This is a genomic window from Streptomyces sp. NPDC001617 (assembly GCF_053596855.1).
The window spans coordinates 1-17,873 of record NZ_JBSFHA010000010.1 but is presented as its reverse complement, the minus strand read 5'-3'; the positions used below and the strand labels follow the sequence as shown (position 1 = coordinate 17,873).

The following is a 17,873-nucleotide window of genomic DNA, read 5'->3' as shown; positions in this document are numbered from 1 at the left end:
CCTCCACCACCCGATGACCTACTACGGAGCCATCCCATGTCCAAGGTCGAACACCAGGACGCCACCGTACTTTCCGACGACGAACTGCGCACCCTGGACGCCCACTGGCGGGCCGCCAACTACCTGACCGCGGGCCAGATCTACCTGATGTCCAACCCCCTGCTGACCGAGCCGTTGAGGCCGGAGCACATCAAGCCCCGGCTGCTGGGCCACTGGGGCACCTCGCCCGGACTGAACCTCGTGTACACCCACCTCAACCGCGTGATCAAGGCGCGTGGCCTGGACGCCCTGTGCGTGTGGGGCCCCGGGCACGGCGGCCCCTCCGTCCTCGCCAACTCCTGGCTGGAGGGCAGCTACAGCGAGACCTACCCCAACGTGCCGCGGGACGCGCAGGGGATGGAGCGACTCTTCCGGCAGTTCTCCTTCCCCGGCGGGGTGCCCAGCCATGTGGCGCCGGAGACGCCGGGGTCGATTCACGAGGGCGGTGAGCTCGGGTACTCGCTCTCGCACGCGTACGGCGCCGCCTTCGACAACCCGGACCTCGTGGTCGCCTGTGTGATCGGCGACGGCGAGGCGGAGACCGGCCCGCTGGCGGCCTCCTGGCACGCGAACAAGTTCCTCGACCCCGTACACGACGGCGCGGTCCTGCCGATCCTCCACCTCAACGGCTACAAGATCTCCAACCCGACCGTGCTGGCCCGCCTCCCGGAGCACGAACTCGACGCGCTGCTGCGGGGATACGGCCACGAGCCGATCCACGTGAGCGGGGACGACCCGCTCACGGTGCACCGGGCGATGGCCCGGGCACTCGACCGGGCGCTGGACCGCATCGCGGTGATGCAGCGCTCGGCCCGCGAGGACGGCGTCCCCGAGCGGGTGCACTGGCCGGTGATCGTGCTCAGGACCCCGAAGGGCTGGACCGGCCCCGCCGAGGTCGACGGTCTGCCGGTCGAGGGGACCTGGCGGGCGCATCAGGTGCCGCTGGCCGCCGTACGCGAGAACCCGGAGCACTTGCGGCAGTTGGAGACGTGGCTGCGCTCGTACCGGCCCGAGGAGCTGTTCCGCCCGGACGGCCGCCCGGTCGCCGACGTCCTCGCCTGCGTTCCCGACGGCGCCCACCGTCTGGGTGCCACCCCGCACGCCAACGGGGGCCTCCTCGTCCATGATCTGCCCATCCGCTCCCTGGACGACTTCGCCGTGCCGGTCGACAAGCCCGGCACGACGCTGCACGAGCCGACCCGGGTCCTCGGTGACCTGCTGGAGCAGGTCATGCTGGACACCCACTCCAGCCGGAACTTCCGGCTCGTCGGCCCGGACGAGACCGCCTCCAACCGTCTCCAGGCCGTCCTCGACGCGAGCGGCAAGGCCTGGCAGGCCGAGCACCTGCCGGTCGACGAACACCTCGACCGGCACGGCCGGGTGCTGGAGATCCTCTCGGAACACACCTGCCAGGGCTGGCTGGAGGGCTACCTCCTCACCGGCCGGCACGGACTGTTCTCGTGCTACGAAGCCTTCGTGCACATCGTCGACTCCATGGTCAACCAGCACATCAAGTGGCTGAAGACATCCAGGGAGCTGCCCTGGCGTGCCCCCATCGCCTCCCTCAACTACCTGCTCACCTCGCACGTCTGGCGTCAGGACCACAACGGCTTCTCCCACCAGGACCCCGGCTTCGTCGACCATGTCCTCAACAAGAGCCCCGAGGTCGTCCGGGTCTATCTGCCGCCGGACGCCAACACCCTGCTCTCCGTGGCCGACCACGCCCTGCGCAGCCGCGACTACGTCAACGTGATCGTGGCCGGCAAGCAGCCCTGCTTCGACTGGCTGTCCATGGAGCAGGCACGCGCCCACTGCGCGCGCGGCGCCGGCATCTGGGAGTGGGCCGGCACCGACAACGGCGGCGAACCCGACGTCGTCCTGGCCTGCGCCGGCGATGTGCCCACCCAGGAGGTCCTGGCCGCCGCCCAGCTGCTGCGCCGCAACCTGCCCGAGCTCGCCGTACGCGTGGTCAACGTCGTCGACATGACCCGGCTGATGCCGCGCGAGGAACACCCGCACGGCATGAGCGACTTCGAGTACGACGGCCTGTTCACCGCCGACAAACCGGTGATCTTCGCCTACCACGGCTACCCGTGGCTCATCCACCGCCTCGCCTACCGCCGCACCGGCCACCAGAACCTGCACGTGCGCGGCTACAAGGAGTCCGGCTCCACGACCACCCCCTTCGACATGGTCGTCCGCAACGACCTCGACCGCTACCGCCTCGTCATGGACGTGATCGACCGCGTCCCCGGCCTCGCCGTGCGCGCCGCCGCCGTTCGCCAGCAGATGGCCGACGCCCGCACCCGCCACCAGAGGTGGATCCGCGAACACGGCACCGATCTGCCCGAGGTCGCGGACTGGACCTGGAACGCGTGAACACCTCTGCCTGCGAGAGGAGTGCCGCACCTGAAGGGCGGTGCCCGGAATCGACCGCGGTGTCATGACCACCATCCACGGCCGGCATCGTCCCGACCAGCACGGGAGCCACCCGTGCCGTGAGGCTCGTGGTGCCGGAGCCGGCGGAGAACGTTGGGCCGACCGGCCCCGGGTCCACCCCGGACAGCCCATGGGGCCGCTCGCCGATCCGCTGGATGCTCGAAGTGACGTAAGAGGCCTGGAGGAGATCTCCCGATGGCCGACGACGTGCTCAGCCGACCCCGTCGATCCCGAGCCGGAGGGAACAGCCATGAAGCACAACAAGGTTGGCTCCGTGATGACCAGTGACGTCGTCCGAGCCGGGTACGACACCCCGTTCAAGGAGGTGGCGCAGCTGCTCGCCGACCACCGGATCAGCGGACTGCCCGTGGTCGACGAGGACGACAAGGTGATCGGCGTCATCTCCGAGACGGACCTCGTGGTGCGCCAGGCGGCGACCCCCGACCCGTACGAACACCCGCGCCGTCGGCCGCTCGCCGCGCTGACGCGCAGCGCCCGGCGGCAGGCCGCGAAGGCGGGGGCCCGCACCGCCGGTCAGCTGATGACCGAACCGCCGGTCACCGTGCACGCCGACGACACCATCGTCGAGGCCGCACGGACCATGGCCCAGCGGCACATCGAGCGGCTGCCGGTCCTCGACGAGGCGGACCGGCTGGTCGGCATCGTCACCCGTCGGGACCTGCTCCAGGTCTTCCTGCGGCCCGACGCGGAGATCCGTGAACTGGTCGTCCAGGACGTGCTCGTGCGCGCCCTGTGGCTGCCCCCGCACAGTGTCGAGGTCTCGGTGACGGAGGGCGTCGTCACCCTCACCGGCCAGATGGAGCGCAAGAGCGAGACGGAGATCGCCGTCTCGATGACCCGCCAGATCGACGGTGTGGTCGCCGTGGTCGACCAGCTCACCTACCGGCTGGACGACGCACGGCTGCGGCCCGACGACCAGGCGCTGCACGGCGTGGCCGACGACTGGCTGCGCCGGCTCTGAGAGGAGGTGGACCGCCATGACCAGCAAGGTGTTGGTGGCCTACGGAACGACGAACGGATCGACCGCGCAGATAGCCGAAGCCATCGCCGAGGTGCTGCGCAAGGCCGGACTGACGGTGGATGCGGTGCCCGCCCGGTCGGTGGCGAGCGCGTCCTCGTACGACGCGGTCGTGGTCGGCGGCGGTCTGTACGCCGGCCGCTGGCACAAGGACGCCCGCCGCTTCGTCCGACGGCACGCCCGGACCCTCGCCGAACGCCCACTCTGGCTCTTCAGCAGCGGACCGCTCGACGCCTCGGCCTCCGAGCGGGACATCCCGCCCGTGACCGACGTGAAGAAGGCCATGAAACGGCTGGACGCCCGGGAACACATCACCTTCGGCGGGTGCCTGGAGGAAGGCGCGAAGGGATGGGTGGCCCGCATGATCGTGCGCTCCGGGAAGGCCGGGGACTTCCGGGACTTCGCTCAGATCGAGGCGTGGGCGGGGCGAGTCGCCGATGACCTGGCGGGTGGTGCGTAGGCGTCCTGGAGCCAACCGGGTCACAGCCGCGCCGCCGGACGGTGCGGAAGGGCCGAACGGTCCCGGGATGGGCGGGCCCGGTGGCCCCGGACGGCGCCGCATGGCCGCCGTGCGTGACGACCCCGCCCGGTCGGGGGAAGTGGCCCGAACGGCCCAAGCGGCTCGCGCCCACACGGACCAGGCTGGACGTGCGGGGCACAACCGGCACGCGGGCGCCGCCAGGGCCGTCCTGGCGACCGAGTCCTCGCCGCCGGACCCCGGCTCCGCAACCGATCGAGCGGGGTGAGGAGCGTCATGAAAGGCTTCGTGTTCCACGGCGCCGGACAGTCCGCCTGGCAAGAGGTACCGGACCCGGCCGTCAAGGATCCCACCGACGCGATCGTACGCGTCGGGGCCGTCACCATCTGCGGCACCGACCTGCACATCCTCAAGGGCGACGTCCCCGAGGTGCGCCCCGGCACCGTGCTGGGGCACGAGGCGGTCGGCGAGATCGTCGAGGTCGGCAGCGACGTCCGCACCGTGCGGCCGGGAGACCGGGTCCTGGTCTCCTGCATCAGCGCGTGCGGGCGGTGCGCCTACTGCCGCCAGGGAATGTACGGCCAGTGCCGGGGCGGCGGAGGCTGGATCCTCGGCCACCTGATCGACGGCACCCAGGCCGAGTACGTCCGCGTCCCCTACGCCGACCTGTCCGTGCACCCCCTGCCCACCGCCATGGACGGCAAGGACGCCGTGCTGCTGGCCGATATCTTCCCGACCTCGTACGAAGTCGGCGTGCTCAACGGACACGTGCGTCCCGGAGACACCGTCGTCGTGGTCGGAGCCGGCCCGATCGGACTGGCGGCGATCGCCACGGCCCAGCTGTTCTCCCCCGAACGGATCGTCGCCGTGGACCTGGCCGCCGCCCGGCTGGAGGCCGCCCGGAAGCTCGGCGCCGACGCGGTGGCCGACGCCCGGGAGACTCCGGAGCAGCTGGTCGCCGACCTGACCGACGGGCTCGGCGCGGACGTCGTCATCGAGGCCGTGGGCGTTCCGGAGAGCTTCGAACTGTGCACCCGCATGGTCCGGCCCGGCGGGCACGTCGCCAACGTCGGCGTGCACGGCGCACCGGCGACCCTGCACCTCGAGGACCTGTGGATCAAGAACGTCACCATCACCACCGGGCTGGTCGACACCTACTCCACCCCCACTCTGCTGCGGATGGCCGCCGCCGGCCGGCTGCCCTCCACGCAGCTGGTCACCCACACCTTCCCGCTCGACCAGATGGAAGAGGCGTACGACGTCTTCGCCCGCGCGGGCGACACCGGCGCCCTCAAGGTCGTACTCGGCGAGGAGCAGCACCAGACCGTCGCCGTGCGCACGGTCTGACGAAGGGACGTGACGACCATGCCCGACCGGACACGGACCGATGCCGACACAGCGGCGGAACGCCCTCTGGGCGACCTGGGACGCCGCCTCGCCGCTCGGCGCGCTCATCTGGGCCTGGCCCGAGAGGAGATCGCCACCCGGGCGGGCATGGCGCCCAGCTACCTGAAGCACCTGGAGGAGCATCCCGGTGCCGCACCGAACAGGGGCACGCTCCTGAGTCTGGCCGCGGTCCTGGACACCACGGTGTCGGAGCTCACCGGCGGAGCCGATGAGCTGCCGCCCGGGCTCGAACAGGCCGCCCGCAGTCCCGAGTTCACCGAGCTGAGCAGGGACGAGTGCTGGTCCCTGCTCGGCAGGCACGGCGTGGGGAGAATCGCGGTGCCCACCGCCGAGGGGCCGGCCATTGTGCCGGTCAACTACAGCGTCGTCGACGCCACGATCGTCTTCCGGACGGCCTCCGGTACGACACCGTCGTTGGCGTCCGGTCATCAGGTGGCCTTCGAGGTCGACCGCATCGACGATGCCTTCAGCACCGGCTGGAGTGTGCTCGTACGCGGCCCCGCACGAACCGTCACGGACCCCCACGAGACACGCCGGCTCGACGAACGGGCGTACAGCGCGCCGTGGGCGGGCGGCCACCGTGACCTTTGGGTGCGGGTGGAGCCGCACGAGGTCACGGGACGCCGGATCGCCGTATGACGACCCGGACACCCCAGGTCCGGCAGGAGCGGCACCGAGTGGATCGGTGCCGCTCCTGCGTTCACTGACTCCCGGGTCGAGCGCTGTCGGTTCGACTCACTGCGGCCTCACCGGCTGTCGCTGCCCCCGCCCTCGGGCAGGGCCGCCCGGCCCGCCTCCAGACGGGCCACCGGAACCCGGAACGGAGAGCAGGAGACGTAGTCAAGTCCCGCCGCGTGGAAGAAGTGGACGGAGTCGGGGTCACCGCCGTGTTCGCCGCACACGCCGATCTTCAGGTCGGGGCGCGTGGCACGGCCTTCCTCGACGGCGATACGCACCAGTCGGCCCACGCCGTCGCGGTCGATCGTCTCGAAGGGCGAGGCGAGGAAGACGCCCTTGTCGAGGTACGCGGAGAAGAAGGCCGCCTCGACGTCGTCGCGGGAGAAGCCCCAGGTGGTCTGGGTCAGGTCGTTCGTGCCGAAGGAGAAGAACTCCGCCTCCTCGGCGATCCGGCCGGCGGTGAGCGCGGCGCGGGGCAGCTCGATCATCGTGCCGACCGGGCAGCGCACGGGCACGCCGGACTCCTGCGACACCTCGGCGAGCACCCGCTCGACCTCCACGCGCTCGATCCGCAGCTCCTCGACGGCACCGACCAGCGGCACCATGATCTCCGCCCGCGGTGAGCCCCCGGCCCGGGTGCGGGCCACGACGGCTTCGGCGACGGCCCGCACCTGCATGGCGACCAGGCCCGGAACGACCAGTCCGAGGCGCACACCCCGCAGGCCGAGCATCGGGTTCTCCTCGTGCATGCGGTTCACCGCTTCGAGCAACTCGACCTCGTGCGCGTCCGGTTGCTCACCGCGGGCCTCCGCGGCGGCGATGCGCACGGCGAGTCGGGTACGGTCGGGCAGGAACTCGTGCAGCGGCGGGTCCAGCAGGCGGATCGTGACGGGCAGGCCGTCCATCGCCTCCAGGATGCCGACGAAGTCCTGTCGTTGAAGCGGCAGAAGAGCCGCCAGCGCCTGCTCGCGCTCGGCTTCCGTGCGGGCCAGGATCATGTCCTCGACCAGCTTGCGCCGCTCGCCGAGGAACATGTGCTCGGTGCGGCACAGTCCGATGCCCTGCGCACCGAACCGGCGGGCACGCGCCGCGTCCTCGGGGGTGTCGGCATTGGCCCGCACCTCCAACCGCCGTACGGAGTCGGCCTGTTCGAGGGCGTCGGCCACCGCGGCCACGACGCCGCCGGACTGCTCACCGGTCTCCAGGTACCGCATCGCCTCGGAGGCGACCAGCGGTGCCGCACCCGCGTACACGGCGCCTGCGGAGCCGTCCACCGAGATGACCGTGCCTTCGTCGACGACCGTCCCGTCGGCGGCGGTGAAGCGCCGGGCCTCGGTGTCCACGGTGAGTTCCTCGGCGCCGCACACGCACACCTTGCCCATGCCCCGGGCGACCACGGCAGCGTGGCTCGTCTTTCCGCCCCGGCTGGTCAGCACCGCCTCGGCGGCGACCATGCCGGGCAGGTCGTCGGGGGTGGTCTCCTGGCGGACGAGTACGACCTTCTCGCCGGCCGCGGCACGCCGTACGGCCTCGGCGGAGTCGAACACCGCCGCGCCGACTGCCGCGCCCGGAGAGGCCGGGAGGCCGTGAGCGAGCGCCTCGCCGGTGGCGTCGGCGTCGAAGCGCGGGAACATCAGCCGGGCCAGGCCGTCCCCGCTGACCCGGGCCAGCGCCTCCTCGGCCGTGATCTGCCCTTCCTCCACCAGCTCGGCGGCGATGGCGAAGGCGGCCTCGGCGGTGCGCTTGCCCACCCTGGTCTGCAGCATCCACAGCGTGCCGCGCTCGATGGTGAACTCGATGTCGCACAGGTCGCGGTAGTGCCTCTCCAGGCTCTCCATGTGGTCACGCAGCCGCCGGTAGGAGTCCGGGTCCAGTTGCTCCAGCTCGGCCAGCGGCACGGTGTTGCGGATACCCGCGACGACGTCCTCGCCCTGGGCGTTGGGCAGGTAGTCGCCGTACAGGCCGGGCCGGCCGGTGGCCGGGTCGCGGGTGAAGGCGACGCCGCTGCCGGAGTCGGGGCCGAGATTGCCGTACACCATGCGCTGCACGGTGACCGCCGTACCCAGGTCGTCGGGGATGTGTTCCCGGTGGCGGTACAGGCGGGCGCGCTCGCCGTTCCAGGACCGGAACACGGCGAGGATCGCCAGGCTCAGCTGCTCGGCGGGCGCCTGGGGGAATGCCCGGCCCGTCTCGTCGAGGATCAGCCGCTTGTACGTCTCCACCAGGCCGGCGAGGTCGTTCGCGTCCAGATGCAGGTCGTCGGGGGCTTCGCGGGCCTCCTTGAGCAGGTTCATGGCTTCGTCGAACCGGGCGCCGTCGACACCCATGACCGTGCTGCCGAACATCTGGACGAGTCGGCGGTAGGAGTCCCAGGCGAAGCGATCACTGCCGGAGGTCTTGGCGAGACCCAGGACGGACTCGTCGTTCAGGCCGATGTCCAGGACGGTCTCCATCATGCCGGGCATGGAGAATCGCGCCCCGGACCGGACGGACACCAGCAGCGGATCGTCCGGCTGTCCGAGCCGGCGTCCGGCGGAGTCCTCCAGCGCGGACAGGTGCCGGGCGACCTCGGCCGACATGCCCTCCGGCTCGGCACCGGTCGCGAAGAAGGCCCGGCAGGCGTCCGTGGTCACGGTGAAGCCGGGCGGGACCGGTAGGCCCAGCCGGGTCATCTCGGCCAGGTTCGCGCCCTTGCCTCCCAGCAGATCCGCCATCTCCCGGCGGCCCTCGCTGAAGTCGTACACGTAACGGCCCATCACACTACGCTCCTCGGCTCGGCAGGCTCTTCGATCACGACGCAGGCCCAGCGTCGAACGGTGCCGGGCGAACCGGCAGGTGCTGTCCGTCCTCGCCGTGGGGCCGAACGGCCCCAGGGCCACGTCGGCGGGGGGCGAGCCGAGCATCCATGGGGCGTCCCCGCACGGCAGAGGCGACCGCCGGACCTTCGGCCGCCGTGCCCGGAACCCGTGACGTCACCCGCCGTGGGCCACTGACGAAGACATCGCTGATGACGGACTCCGTGAGAGCGCGAGCGGGCCGGCCGGCACGTCCCGAGCCGTGCGGGTGGGTCGACTGCGGGATCACCGCCGACCGCCGACGGCATGGGCCGAACGTCCCCCGGCAGTGGCCCGTCCTCCCCTCGCACCGCCTGCCGACGCATGCGACGGTGAGGGAAGAACCCTGGTTGTCCTGCGGGGCGGCCCGGCGGAAGGCGGTGAGGGCGATGACACTCCCCCTGGTCGTGGGCGTCGACGGATCGGACGCGAGCCTGACGGCCGTCGACTGGGCGGTGGACGAAGCCGCCCGCCACGGTCTGCCGCTGCGGTTGGTGTACGCGTCTCTCTGGGAGCGGTACGAGGGGGCCGTCCCGTCGAGCGGACAGGAACGCCCCTCCGGGCGCGTACTGGCCGAGCACATCGTCGCCTCGGCGGCGGAGCGTGCCGCACGGCGTGACCCGGATGCGAAGGTGTTCACCGACGTCGTTCCCGCCGAAGCGGCCGACGCCCTGCTGCATGCGGGCAACAACGCCTTCGCCCTGGTGACGGGAGCACGAGGCCGCGGTGAGCTGCAGGGCCTGCTGCTCGGGTCGGTCGGCCTGGCCGTGGCGGCCCGCGCGCACTGCCCGGTGATCGTGGTCAGGGGCGACACGGCAGGCGTGGCCGGCGCGCACGAGCGGATCCTGCTCGGCGCGGGAGATCCGGCCACCGGCGGTGAGGCCGTACGCTTCGCCTTCCGCGAGGCCGGGGCACGCGGATGTGCCCTGGACGTCGTACGCGCCTGGCGCTGCCCCGCGCACGAAGACGCGGACTCCCTGCACCGGCACGAGGAACAGGCCTCGGCCCAACTCGACGAACTGCTGCGCGATGCCATGGCCGAGCACCCGGGTGTCCGGGTGCGCCGTGCCACGGCCGAGGGGTCGGCCCGCACCATCCTCGTCAACCGTTCAGCCGCCGCCGACCTCGTGATCATCGGGGCGCGTCGCAGGCAGGGCCACGTCGGCCTGCAACTCGGCCGGGTCAGCCACACCCTGCTGCACCACGCGCACTGCCCGGTGGCAGTCGTCCCCCAGCTGGTGTGAACGTCGTCCCCGGCCCCTCGTACACGACCTCGCGGAGCTGCTCAAGGAGGGGGGATGTCGGTGACGTCCTGGATATGGGAGTACGACGGCTACGAACCTGCCGCCGAGCGTCTGAGGGAGTCGCTGTGCGCCCTGGGGAACGGGTATCTCACCACCCGCGGGGCGTTTCCGGAATGCGGGGCGGACGAGATCCACTACCCGGGCACCTACGCGGCCGGCTGCTACGACCGCCTCACCTCGGAGGTGGCCGGGCGCCGGGTCGAGAACGAGGACATGGTCAATCTGCCGAACTGGCTGCCGCTGCGCTTCCGGCTCGCCGGCGGGGAGTGGCTCACGCCGGACACGGCGACCGTGCTCGATCACCGGCTCGTCCTGCATCTGTCGTGCGGGTCGCTGGAACGCCGAACCCGGTATCGGCTCGGGGCCGGGCAGGTGTTGTCGGTGCGGCAGCAGCGGCTGGTGCACATGGCCGACCCCCATCTGGCCGCCCTGCGCACCGAGTTCACCGCCGAGGGCTGCACGGGAGAGCTGGACGTCGAGGCCGCGCTCGACGGGAGCGTCACCAACTCGGGCGTGGCTCGCTACCGGGACCTGGACGGCCGTCACCTGACCCACGTGCACACGGGCACCGCCGCCCCGGACACGGTGTGGCTGCGTTGCCGTACCCGAAGCTCGGACATCCGGATCGCGCTGGCGGCGCGTCTGACCGCCGATGAGCCGGTGTCGGACGCGCACGAACCCTCGCGCGCCGTCCAGCGCACACGCCTGCGACTGGCCCCCGGCCGAACCGTCACGGTCGACAAGACCGTCGCCGTGCACACCTCGCGCGATCCCGCGATCAGTGACCCGCTCCGCGCCGCCGTCGACCGGGTGACCGCGGCACCGGGATTCGACGAGCTGCTGGAGGCGCATCTGACGGCGTGGGACCAGTTGTGGCGACGGGCCGACCTCGACGTCCCCGGAGAGGCCGGCCACATCCTGCGACTGCACCTGTTCCACGTCCTGCAGACCCTCTCCCCGCACACGGCGGACCTCGACGTCGGAGTCCCGGCCCGGGGACTGCACGGAGAGGCCTACCGCGGCCATGTCTTCTGGGACGAGCTGTTCGTCCTGCCGTACCTCGACCTGCACTTCCCCGAGGTGTCCCGCGCCCTGCTCCGCTACCGCCACCGCCGCCTGGACCAGGCCTGCGCCAGCGCACGCGCGATCGGCCGGCGCGGTGCCCTGTACCCGTGGCAGAGCGGCAGCGACGGCCACGAAGAGACGCAGGAACTGCATCTCAACCCGCGTTCGGGGCGCTGGCTGCCGGACCACTCCCACCTCCAGCACCATGTCGGCTCGGCGATCGCGTACAACGTGTGGCGGTACTGCGAGGCCAGCGGCGACACCGAGTTCCTGCACACCAAGGGCGCCGAGATGCTGCTGCAGATCGCCCGCTTCTGGGCGGACTCGGCCACCTGGGACGAACACCTCGGGCGCCATCGCATCCGAGGCGTGGTCGGCCCCGACGAGTACCACGACGCCTATCCCGACGCGAAGGAGCCCGGCCTCGACGACAACGCGTACACCAACGTCACCGCCGCCTGGGTGCTCACCCGCACGCTGGAACTCCTGCGGGCCCTGCCCGAGCCCCGACGGCGCGAACTCGTCGAGTGCACCGGGCTGGACGCCGGTGAGATCGAAGAGTGGGAGGACGTGTCCCGCACCCTGCACGTGCCCTTCCACAGCGGGGTCATCAGCCAGTTCGAGGGCTACGGCGACCTCGCCGAACTCGACTGGGACGGCTACCGGAGGCGGTACCACGACATCCGCCGACTGGACCGGATCCTGGAGGCGGAGAACGACACGGTCAACCGCTACCAGGCATCGAAACAGGCCGATGTGCTGATGCTCGGCTACCTCTTCTCACCGGCCGAACTGCAGGAAGTCTTCGAGCGATTGGGCTACCGCCTCGACGAGGACACCTGGCACCGTACGGTCGACCACTACCTGCGCCGCACCAGCCACGGCTCCACCCTCAGCGGCCTGGTCCACGGCTGGGTCCTGGCCCGTGCACGGCGCGCGGAGGCCTGGACGTACTGCCAGGAGGCGCTGCGCGGCGACATCGCGGATCTACAGGGCGGCACCACCGCGGAGGGCATCCATCTGGGCGCCATGGCCGGCACGCTCGACCTCGTTCAGCGGGGACTGACCGGACTGGAGACCCGCGCCGACGCCCTGTGGCTCGACCCCGTGCCGCTGCCGGAACTGTCGTCGTACGGCTTCTCCCTGCGTTACCGGGGGCATTGGGGCGTACGACTGCGTCTGGAGCGTGAGCGGCTGGACATCGAGGTCCCGGCGTCCGACCGCGCCCCGATCGACATCCGGCTGCCGGACCGCGCGGTGTCCGTGCAACCCGGAGAGACATGCCGACTCATTCTCTCGGACTGACGGGACCGTGGTGAGGGCCTTTCCGGTCGGGGCGGGCGCGTGCCCCGATCCTCGTGGGGCGGGGCCGGACGCCGGGTCCGAGGGGACCGTCCGGCCCTGTCGGGGCGTCAGGTCGCGGGGCGACTCTGAGTCCGGGAAGCAGGACCGTCCTGAGGCTGCGTGAGGGAAAAGGAGGGCCGTCATGAGCGGTCCGGTCGTGGTGGGAGTCGATGGCTCGCAGTCGAGCATGGCCGCCGTGGAAACCGCGGCGCGGGAGGCGGACCGGCTCGGGGTGGAGCTCCGGCTGGCGCACGCCCTGGTCTGGCCGTCGGCCCATGTGCCGCCCGGCGTGCCACCGTGGGATCGCGGCGGCGCCGGCGTGCGTGGCGTCGTCAACGGCGCGCTGGCCGAGGCCGAGTCCCGGGCCCACCGCGCGGCACCCTCCGTGCACGTCACGCAGGACGTCCTCATGGGCGAACCCGTGAGGGTGCTGGCGACCGAGTCCCGTGAGGCCGCCCTGACCGTCGTCGGCAGCCGTCCGCCCGGCCGGCGTGGCGGCTCGGTCGCCGGGCAGCTGGTGGCTCATGGAAGTTCACCACTGCTGGTGGTGCGGGGCAGGCCGGACCCGGCCGGTCCTGTCGTGCTGGTCGGGAGCCACACGCCGAAGGTGCGGGCGGCGGCGGAGTTCGCCTTCGCCGAGGCGTCCCGGCGTGGTGCGGACCTGCTGGTGCTGGACGGGACGAAGCCGGGCGACGCCTTGCCGCATCACGAACTCGCGGATGCTCTGCCTTCGTTGAGGGAGAAGTATCCGGACGTCGTCGTGCACCATGCCCACGTCCGCCGAGGTATCCGTCGAGCGCTCGTCGAGGCGAGCACCACCGCTCAGCTCATGGTGGTCGGAGCGGAGGGCAGGGGCGGTCTTGCGGACGGGCTGGGGAGCCCGGTCAGCCGGGTGGCGCTGAACCACTCGGACTGCCCGGTCGTCGTGATACGCGCGGAAGGACGGTAGCCGCGTCTGGAGGACGAACCGCACCACACTGGAGCTGAGCGGCCCGGCCCCCGGCAGGTGCTGGAGAAGGGCCTCCCACCGGACCTCCGCCCTCGCGCCTTCGGCCAGGCGGTGTCGACCGCGGTGGGCCCGTCGCGGTGCCGGGAGCTCCACCCCTGGGTGGGAAATGCACAGCCGGGGGTGGGCTCTGGCTCTACCCGTGGGTGGGCCTGCGGTTCAGCCCGTGGGTGGTGGTGGCCGGCTCCCCTCGCGGCGCACGCTTGAGGCATGGACTCGCCACTGCACTCCGCTCTCGTCGCGCTCATCGCCGGATGCGTCTTCGTGTTCGTCGCGGCGTGGCTCGTCGGCGCCGTCCACTTCGGCCTGAAGAGAGGGTCCGGGGCGGCAGGCCTGGCGAGCGACCTGCGCCGGACCCTGCCCCGCCGGGTACTGCTGATCGCCGGTTCGTATCTGTTCGTGCTGCTGGTCCGGCACACCCCGGACTCCTGGTGGCACGACCTGGCCTTCTGGCAGCCTGAACTCGCGCTCCTGGGCGCCCTGCTCGCCGTCGCCTCCACCGTCTGGCTGCTGTGGGCGCGCTGGGTGCTGGGCACCATGTGGGCCAGCATCCCGATGGTCCGGGACCACCATGAGCTGCGCACCGACGGCCCGTACCGGATAGTCCGCCACCCCATCTACACCGGTCTCCTCGGACTGGTCACCGGTGCCATGCTCGCCTGCGGCTTCGGGGTCTGGGTCGTGATCCTCGCCGTCGCCGTCCCCTGGCTGCTGCGCCGGGTCCGGGTGGAGGACGGCATGATGGCCGACCGTTTCGGGGCCTCCTTCGAGGCCTACCGCTCCCGTGTCCCGGCCCTCATACCTTCGATACGCCCGGCCTGGAGCGGCCTGCGCCGCGCCGACGGCCACCGCTAGGGCGTCCAGGTCCCCGCCGATTCCGACGGCCTCGTTCCTGAAGCACCGGCCGGCGAAGCACGTGTCCCGACGGGCCCCTGTGTCGGCAGGACGCTGATCGGAAGCGTCGCGGCGAGCGGCCCGGTGCGGGCCTCCTCGATTCCGTCGGCGTTCTTCGTCTTCGTTTGCAACAGCAGCTCCTCATAGCGGCCCAGTGCGAGCACCACGCCGAGCATGAGGAGCGGGATGAACACGGCGAGCAGTGCCATGGCCGTTCCCTCCCGGGGATGGGAGTGGGGGGCCCGTGGCGAGTTTCCCGCCCTTCGCTGTGCAAACCCCGTGTCGGCCTCCGGTCTACGGGTACGCGGTCACGACCCCCGAAGATCTGGAGGGAGTCATGCAGCGAGGCAGTGACCGGCTGAGCGTCCATCGAGACGAGGAGATGAAGCACGAACTCCAGGGTCTGCTCCGGTCCGGGCACCCCACGCGGACCGAGGAGTGGCACGACCCGGAACCCACCGCCGAGGACGACCCCGAGGTCGCCGGCGGCCCGATCACCCCGGGACGCCCGGCGGCGTCCCTGGCGGCGGTACGCACGGAACTGGCCCGCTATCTGAGCCGCCACGCGTTCCCCGCGGGCCCCCGCGAACTCACCCGAACCCTGCGCCGGGCCTACGCCCCCGACACCCTGGTGGAACCGGTGGAACGCCTGCCACGCGCAGCGCGCTACACCACCATCCAGGGTCTGGCAGAGGCCCTTGTGGGGGCCGGGCGGGGGCAGCAGGGGTAGGCAGCGAGTGGTGGGCGCCGACCCAAGAGGGCGCGTGGCAGGCGTCGGCCCGGCAACCCGCGGGGCGGGCGCCAGACCCCGAGCCGGCGGGACGCGACGCCGCCGGCTCGGCGCTCGGTCCCACGAGGGCCGAAGAGCTGCGCCCAACCCTTCGAGCCGCGGGCCGCCGCCTCGCCACCCCGGCCGCCCGCCTTGCCGCCCCCGGCCGCAGGCCCGCCGGGACGGCCAACTGCTCGCCCGCCCTGACCCAGCGGTCGCGAGCCACCGCGCGACCGTGCGGCAAGCCTCGGAGCGGAGCGAACTGGCGTGTCACGAAAGGACGTTGATGCATCATGCGGATCGCATTCCTGACCGCACCCGAGGGCGTCGAGCAGATCGAACTGACCGATCCGTGGCAGGCCGCGAAGGACGCCGGCCACGAGCCCGTGCTGGTGTCCACGGAGTCCGGTGAGATCCAGGCCTTCGACCACCTGGACAAGGCGGGCACGTTTCCCGTGGACGAGGTCGTCGGCGAGACCTCCGCGAACTCCTTCGGCGGGCTGGTCCTGCCGGGCGGGGTGGCCAACCCGGACTTCCTCCGTACGGACGAGAGCGCCGTGGCTTTCGTGCGGGACTTCTTCGAGCAGGGCCGCCCGGTCGCGGCGATCTGCCACGCCCCGTGGACGCTGGTCGAGGCGGACGTCGTCCGTGGCCGGACGCTGACGTCCTGGCCGAGCCTGGAGACCGACATCCGCAACGCGGGCGGCACCTGGGTCGACGAGCAGGTCAAGATCTGCGATCACGGCGGCAACAAACTGATCACCAGCCGCAAACCGGACGATCTCAAGGCGTTCTGCGACGCGTTCCTGCACGTGTTCGCCGAGGGGGCCGGCGGATGACCTGCCCCGCCGACGACTCGTCGGCCGACGCGAGCGCGGGCCGGCGCTTCGACCACGAGCGGATCCCGGAGCGGGAGCTCGGCGTCCAACTGGTCCCCCACTCCCTCGGCGGAGGCCGTACGAAGGTTCATATCCGCGACAGCGGCGTCCCGGGCACGGCGTCCCAGCCGCGGCGCTCAGGTGCGGGGAGTCACCGACTCCCCGCTTTGGCGCTCCCGGGCCCCCTCGCGGGTGCGGCCCGCGGCCACCATGCGCCGCGGGTTGCGGCGCAGGTACTCGCCCTCCAGCTGGGCCATGCGATCGTTGTGGGCCCGCAGCGCGTCGGTCGAGCCGTACAGCAGCGTGTCGTGGCGCGTGCGGTGGATCGTCTCCAGCTCCTTCATGAGCTGCTGGTCGTCCAGCTTGGTGGGGTCGACTCCGGCCATGGTGGTACCCCGCTCGTCGTGTTCGTCCCTGCGGTCCGGGTACCCGCCCGGGAAGCACTACCCGCACAGCGGCACCCGGGAGGGAACCATGGATCTCGCCTTTCTGCATCCACTTTACGAACATCACGGCCCCTGGGCCTCCGTGTACGTCGACACCTCCCGGCATACGGAGGACACGCCCCACGAGCGCCATCTGACGGCGGTGGCGCTGGCCCGGGACCTGGATCGGCAGGGCGCGGACGAGCCGACCTGCCGGGCCGTCCGCGAGGCCCTCGACGAGCTGCAGCACTCCTCCGAGCCGAACGGCCGGGCCCTGTTCGCCCGCGCCGGCGAGGTCGTCCTCGACCCGCCGCTGGCCCGGCCTCCGATGCGCGACAGCGCCCACTGGGCACCGCTCCCGCACACCGCGCCCCTGCTGGAGCTGGCCGGCGAGGACCCGCTCTGCGTGGTGGCGTACATCGACCGCAGGGGCGCGCGCTTCGAGCTGCGCAGCTCGATGGGCACGGAGGACGCCGGTTCGGTGACCGGGCGGCAGTGGCCGATGCACCGTACGCGCACGATCGACTGGTCCGAGCGGCACTTCCAGCTCGCGGTGGAGAACACCTGGGAGCACAACGCGGCCGAGACCGCCGACGCCCTTGCCGCCTGCCAGGAGGAGACCAGGGCCGACCTGCTGGTCCTGGTGGGTGACGACCGGGAGCGCCGGTCCGTGCACGACAAGCTGCCGGCGCGGCTGCGGGAGATCGCCGTGGAGGCCCCGCACGGCACCGGCAGCAGGCTCCTGGACGAGGACGTCGAGCGGAGCCGTGAGCAGCATGTACGGCAGCGGGCGGAGCGCGAGCTGGAACGCTTCCTCACGGCCCGCGAACCGGACGCGGAGGGGCATGCCGGCGCGGTCGAGGGCGTACCGGCCCTGGTCGAGGCGGCCCGCGAACACCGCATCGACGAACTCCTGATCCGCCCGGACGGCCCCGACGCCCACCGCGAGGTATGGATCGGCGAGGAGCCGAACCAGCTGGCGGTCCGCCGCACGGACCTCAAGATCCTCGGCGAACAGCACTCCTGGCCTGCCCGGGCGGACGACGCCCTGATCCGCTCGGCCGTGGCGACGGGAGCGGCGGCGCTGTCGGTGACCCCGGCTGCCGAGGCACGGGGGGACAGATACCGGCGGGGGGCCTGGGCGCACTCCTGCGGTGGACGGTAGGCACAACCAGCCCGTCCGGCGTTTGAGGAAGAGGCCCCTTCAGGGCCGGTCGGGGGTGGAGGCGCGGCGGGACCGGGCGGGAGACGACGGGGAGGCCGGACACGAGGCC

14 protein-coding genes and 1 pseudogene are annotated in these 17,873 nt (G+C 71.9%); 12 read left to right on the top strand and 3 right to left on the bottom strand.

The window, feature by feature from the left end; all coding sequences use genetic code 11:
• The first annotated feature begins 36 nt into the window (after window positions 1-36).
• The 5 genes from ACWC09_RS10440 to ACWC09_RS10420 all read left to right on the top strand — a co-directional run bounded on the left by ACWC09_RS10440 (window position 37) and on the right by ACWC09_RS10420 (window position 6,041).
• Window positions 37-2,418, top strand: a complete 2,382-nt coding sequence (locus ACWC09_RS10440) for a phosphoketolase family protein (protein WP_450850137.1) — start codon at window positions 37-39, stop codon at window positions 2,416-2,418.
• Window positions 2,419-2,728: 310 nt separating this feature from the next.
• Complete coding sequence (locus tag ACWC09_RS10435; RefSeq protein ID WP_450850136.1) at window positions 2,729-3,460, top strand: CBS domain-containing protein; 732 nt, start codon at window positions 2,729-2,731, stop codon at window positions 3,458-3,460.
• A 16-nt stretch (window positions 3,461-3,476) separates the two neighbouring features.
• Window positions 3,477-3,977 (top strand): flavodoxin domain-containing protein, encoded by a 501-nt coding sequence (locus ACWC09_RS10430; protein ID WP_450850135.1) that lies wholly within the window; start codon window positions 3,477-3,479, stop codon window positions 3,975-3,977.
• A gap of 294 nt (window positions 3,978-4,271) precedes the next feature.
• Window positions 4,272-5,342, top strand: a complete 1,071-nt coding sequence (locus ACWC09_RS10425) for a zinc-dependent alcohol dehydrogenase family protein (RefSeq protein ID WP_450850134.1) — start codon at window positions 4,272-4,274, stop codon at window positions 5,340-5,342.
• 18 nt (window positions 5,343-5,360) lie between these two features.
• A complete protein-coding gene (locus tag ACWC09_RS10420) occupies window positions 5,361-6,041 on the top strand; it encodes a helix-turn-helix domain-containing protein (protein ID WP_450850133.1) in 681 nt (226 codons plus the stop codon).
• A gap of 107 nt (window positions 6,042-6,148) precedes the next feature.
• Here the strand turns inward: ACWC09_RS10420 and ppdK are convergent, their stop codons facing one another.
• Window positions 6,149-8,836: a pyruvate, phosphate dikinase gene (gene ppdK / locus ACWC09_RS10415; protein ID WP_450850132.1), complete on the bottom strand. Its 2,688-nt coding sequence runs from the start codon at window positions 8,834-8,836 to the stop codon at window positions 6,149-6,151.
• Between the two features lie 467 nt (window positions 8,837-9,303).
• Here ppdK and ACWC09_RS10410 point away from each other — a divergent pair, with 467 nt between their 5' ends.
• The 4 genes from ACWC09_RS10410 to ACWC09_RS10395 all read left to right on the top strand — a co-directional run bounded on the left by ACWC09_RS10410 (window position 9,304) and on the right by ACWC09_RS10395 (window position 14,488).
• Window positions 9,304-10,158 (top strand): universal stress protein, encoded by an 855-nt coding sequence (locus tag ACWC09_RS10410; RefSeq protein ID WP_450850131.1) that lies wholly within the window; start codon window positions 9,304-9,306, stop codon window positions 10,156-10,158.
• A gap of 54 nt (window positions 10,159-10,212) precedes the next feature.
• Window positions 10,213-12,588 (top strand): glycoside hydrolase family 65 protein, encoded by a 2,376-nt coding sequence (locus tag ACWC09_RS10405; RefSeq protein WP_450850130.1) that lies wholly within the window; start codon window positions 10,213-10,215, stop codon window positions 12,586-12,588.
• Window positions 12,589-12,769: 181 nt separating this feature from the next.
• The gene (locus ACWC09_RS10400; RefSeq protein ID WP_450850129.1) at window positions 12,770-13,576 is read left to right on the top strand and encodes a universal stress protein; all 807 of its coding nucleotides are present in this window, start codon (window positions 12,770-12,772) and stop codon (window positions 13,574-13,576) included.
• Window positions 13,577-13,843: 267 nt separating this feature from the next.
• On the top strand, window positions 13,844-14,488 hold the full coding sequence (locus ACWC09_RS10395) for a methyltransferase family protein (protein ID WP_450850128.1): 645 nt from the start codon (window positions 13,844-13,846) through the stop codon (window positions 14,486-14,488).
• Here the strand turns inward: ACWC09_RS10395 and ACWC09_RS10390 are convergent.
• The gene (locus tag ACWC09_RS10390; RefSeq protein ID WP_450850127.1) at window positions 14,485-14,736 is read right to left on the bottom strand and encodes a hypothetical protein; all 252 of its coding nucleotides are present in this window, start codon (window positions 14,734-14,736) and stop codon (window positions 14,485-14,487) included. The genes ACWC09_RS10395 and ACWC09_RS10390 overlap by 4 nt on opposite strands.
• A 128-nt stretch (window positions 14,737-14,864) precedes the next feature.
• On the opposite strand from ACWC09_RS10390, the gene ACWC09_RS10385 reads away from it, so the two are divergent.
• Window positions 14,865-15,257 carry a DUF2795 domain-containing protein gene (locus ACWC09_RS10385; protein WP_450850126.1) on the top strand — a complete coding sequence of 131 codons (393 nt, stop codon included), beginning with the start codon at window positions 14,865-14,867 and terminating at the stop codon, window positions 15,255-15,257.
• 332 nt (window positions 15,258-15,589) lie between these two features.
• Window positions 15,590-16,135, top strand: coding sequence for a type 1 glutamine amidotransferase domain-containing protein (locus ACWC09_RS10380; protein ID WP_450850125.1), 546 nt, complete (start codon window positions 15,590-15,592; stop codon window positions 16,133-16,135).
• A 176-nt stretch (window positions 16,136-16,311) separates the two neighbouring features.
• Here the strand turns inward: ACWC09_RS10380 and ACWC09_RS10375 are convergent, their stop codons facing one another.
• Complete coding sequence (locus ACWC09_RS10375; protein ID WP_450850124.1) at window positions 16,312-16,560, bottom strand: DUF6158 family protein; 249 nt, start codon at window positions 16,558-16,560, stop codon at window positions 16,312-16,314.
• An 88-nt stretch (window positions 16,561-16,648) separates the two neighbouring features.
• Here ACWC09_RS10375 and ACWC09_RS10370 point away from each other — a divergent pair.
• A pseudogene (locus tag ACWC09_RS10370) lies at window positions 16,649-17,790 on the top strand (baeRF2 domain-containing protein).
• Window positions 17,791-17,873: the final 83 nt, after the last annotated feature.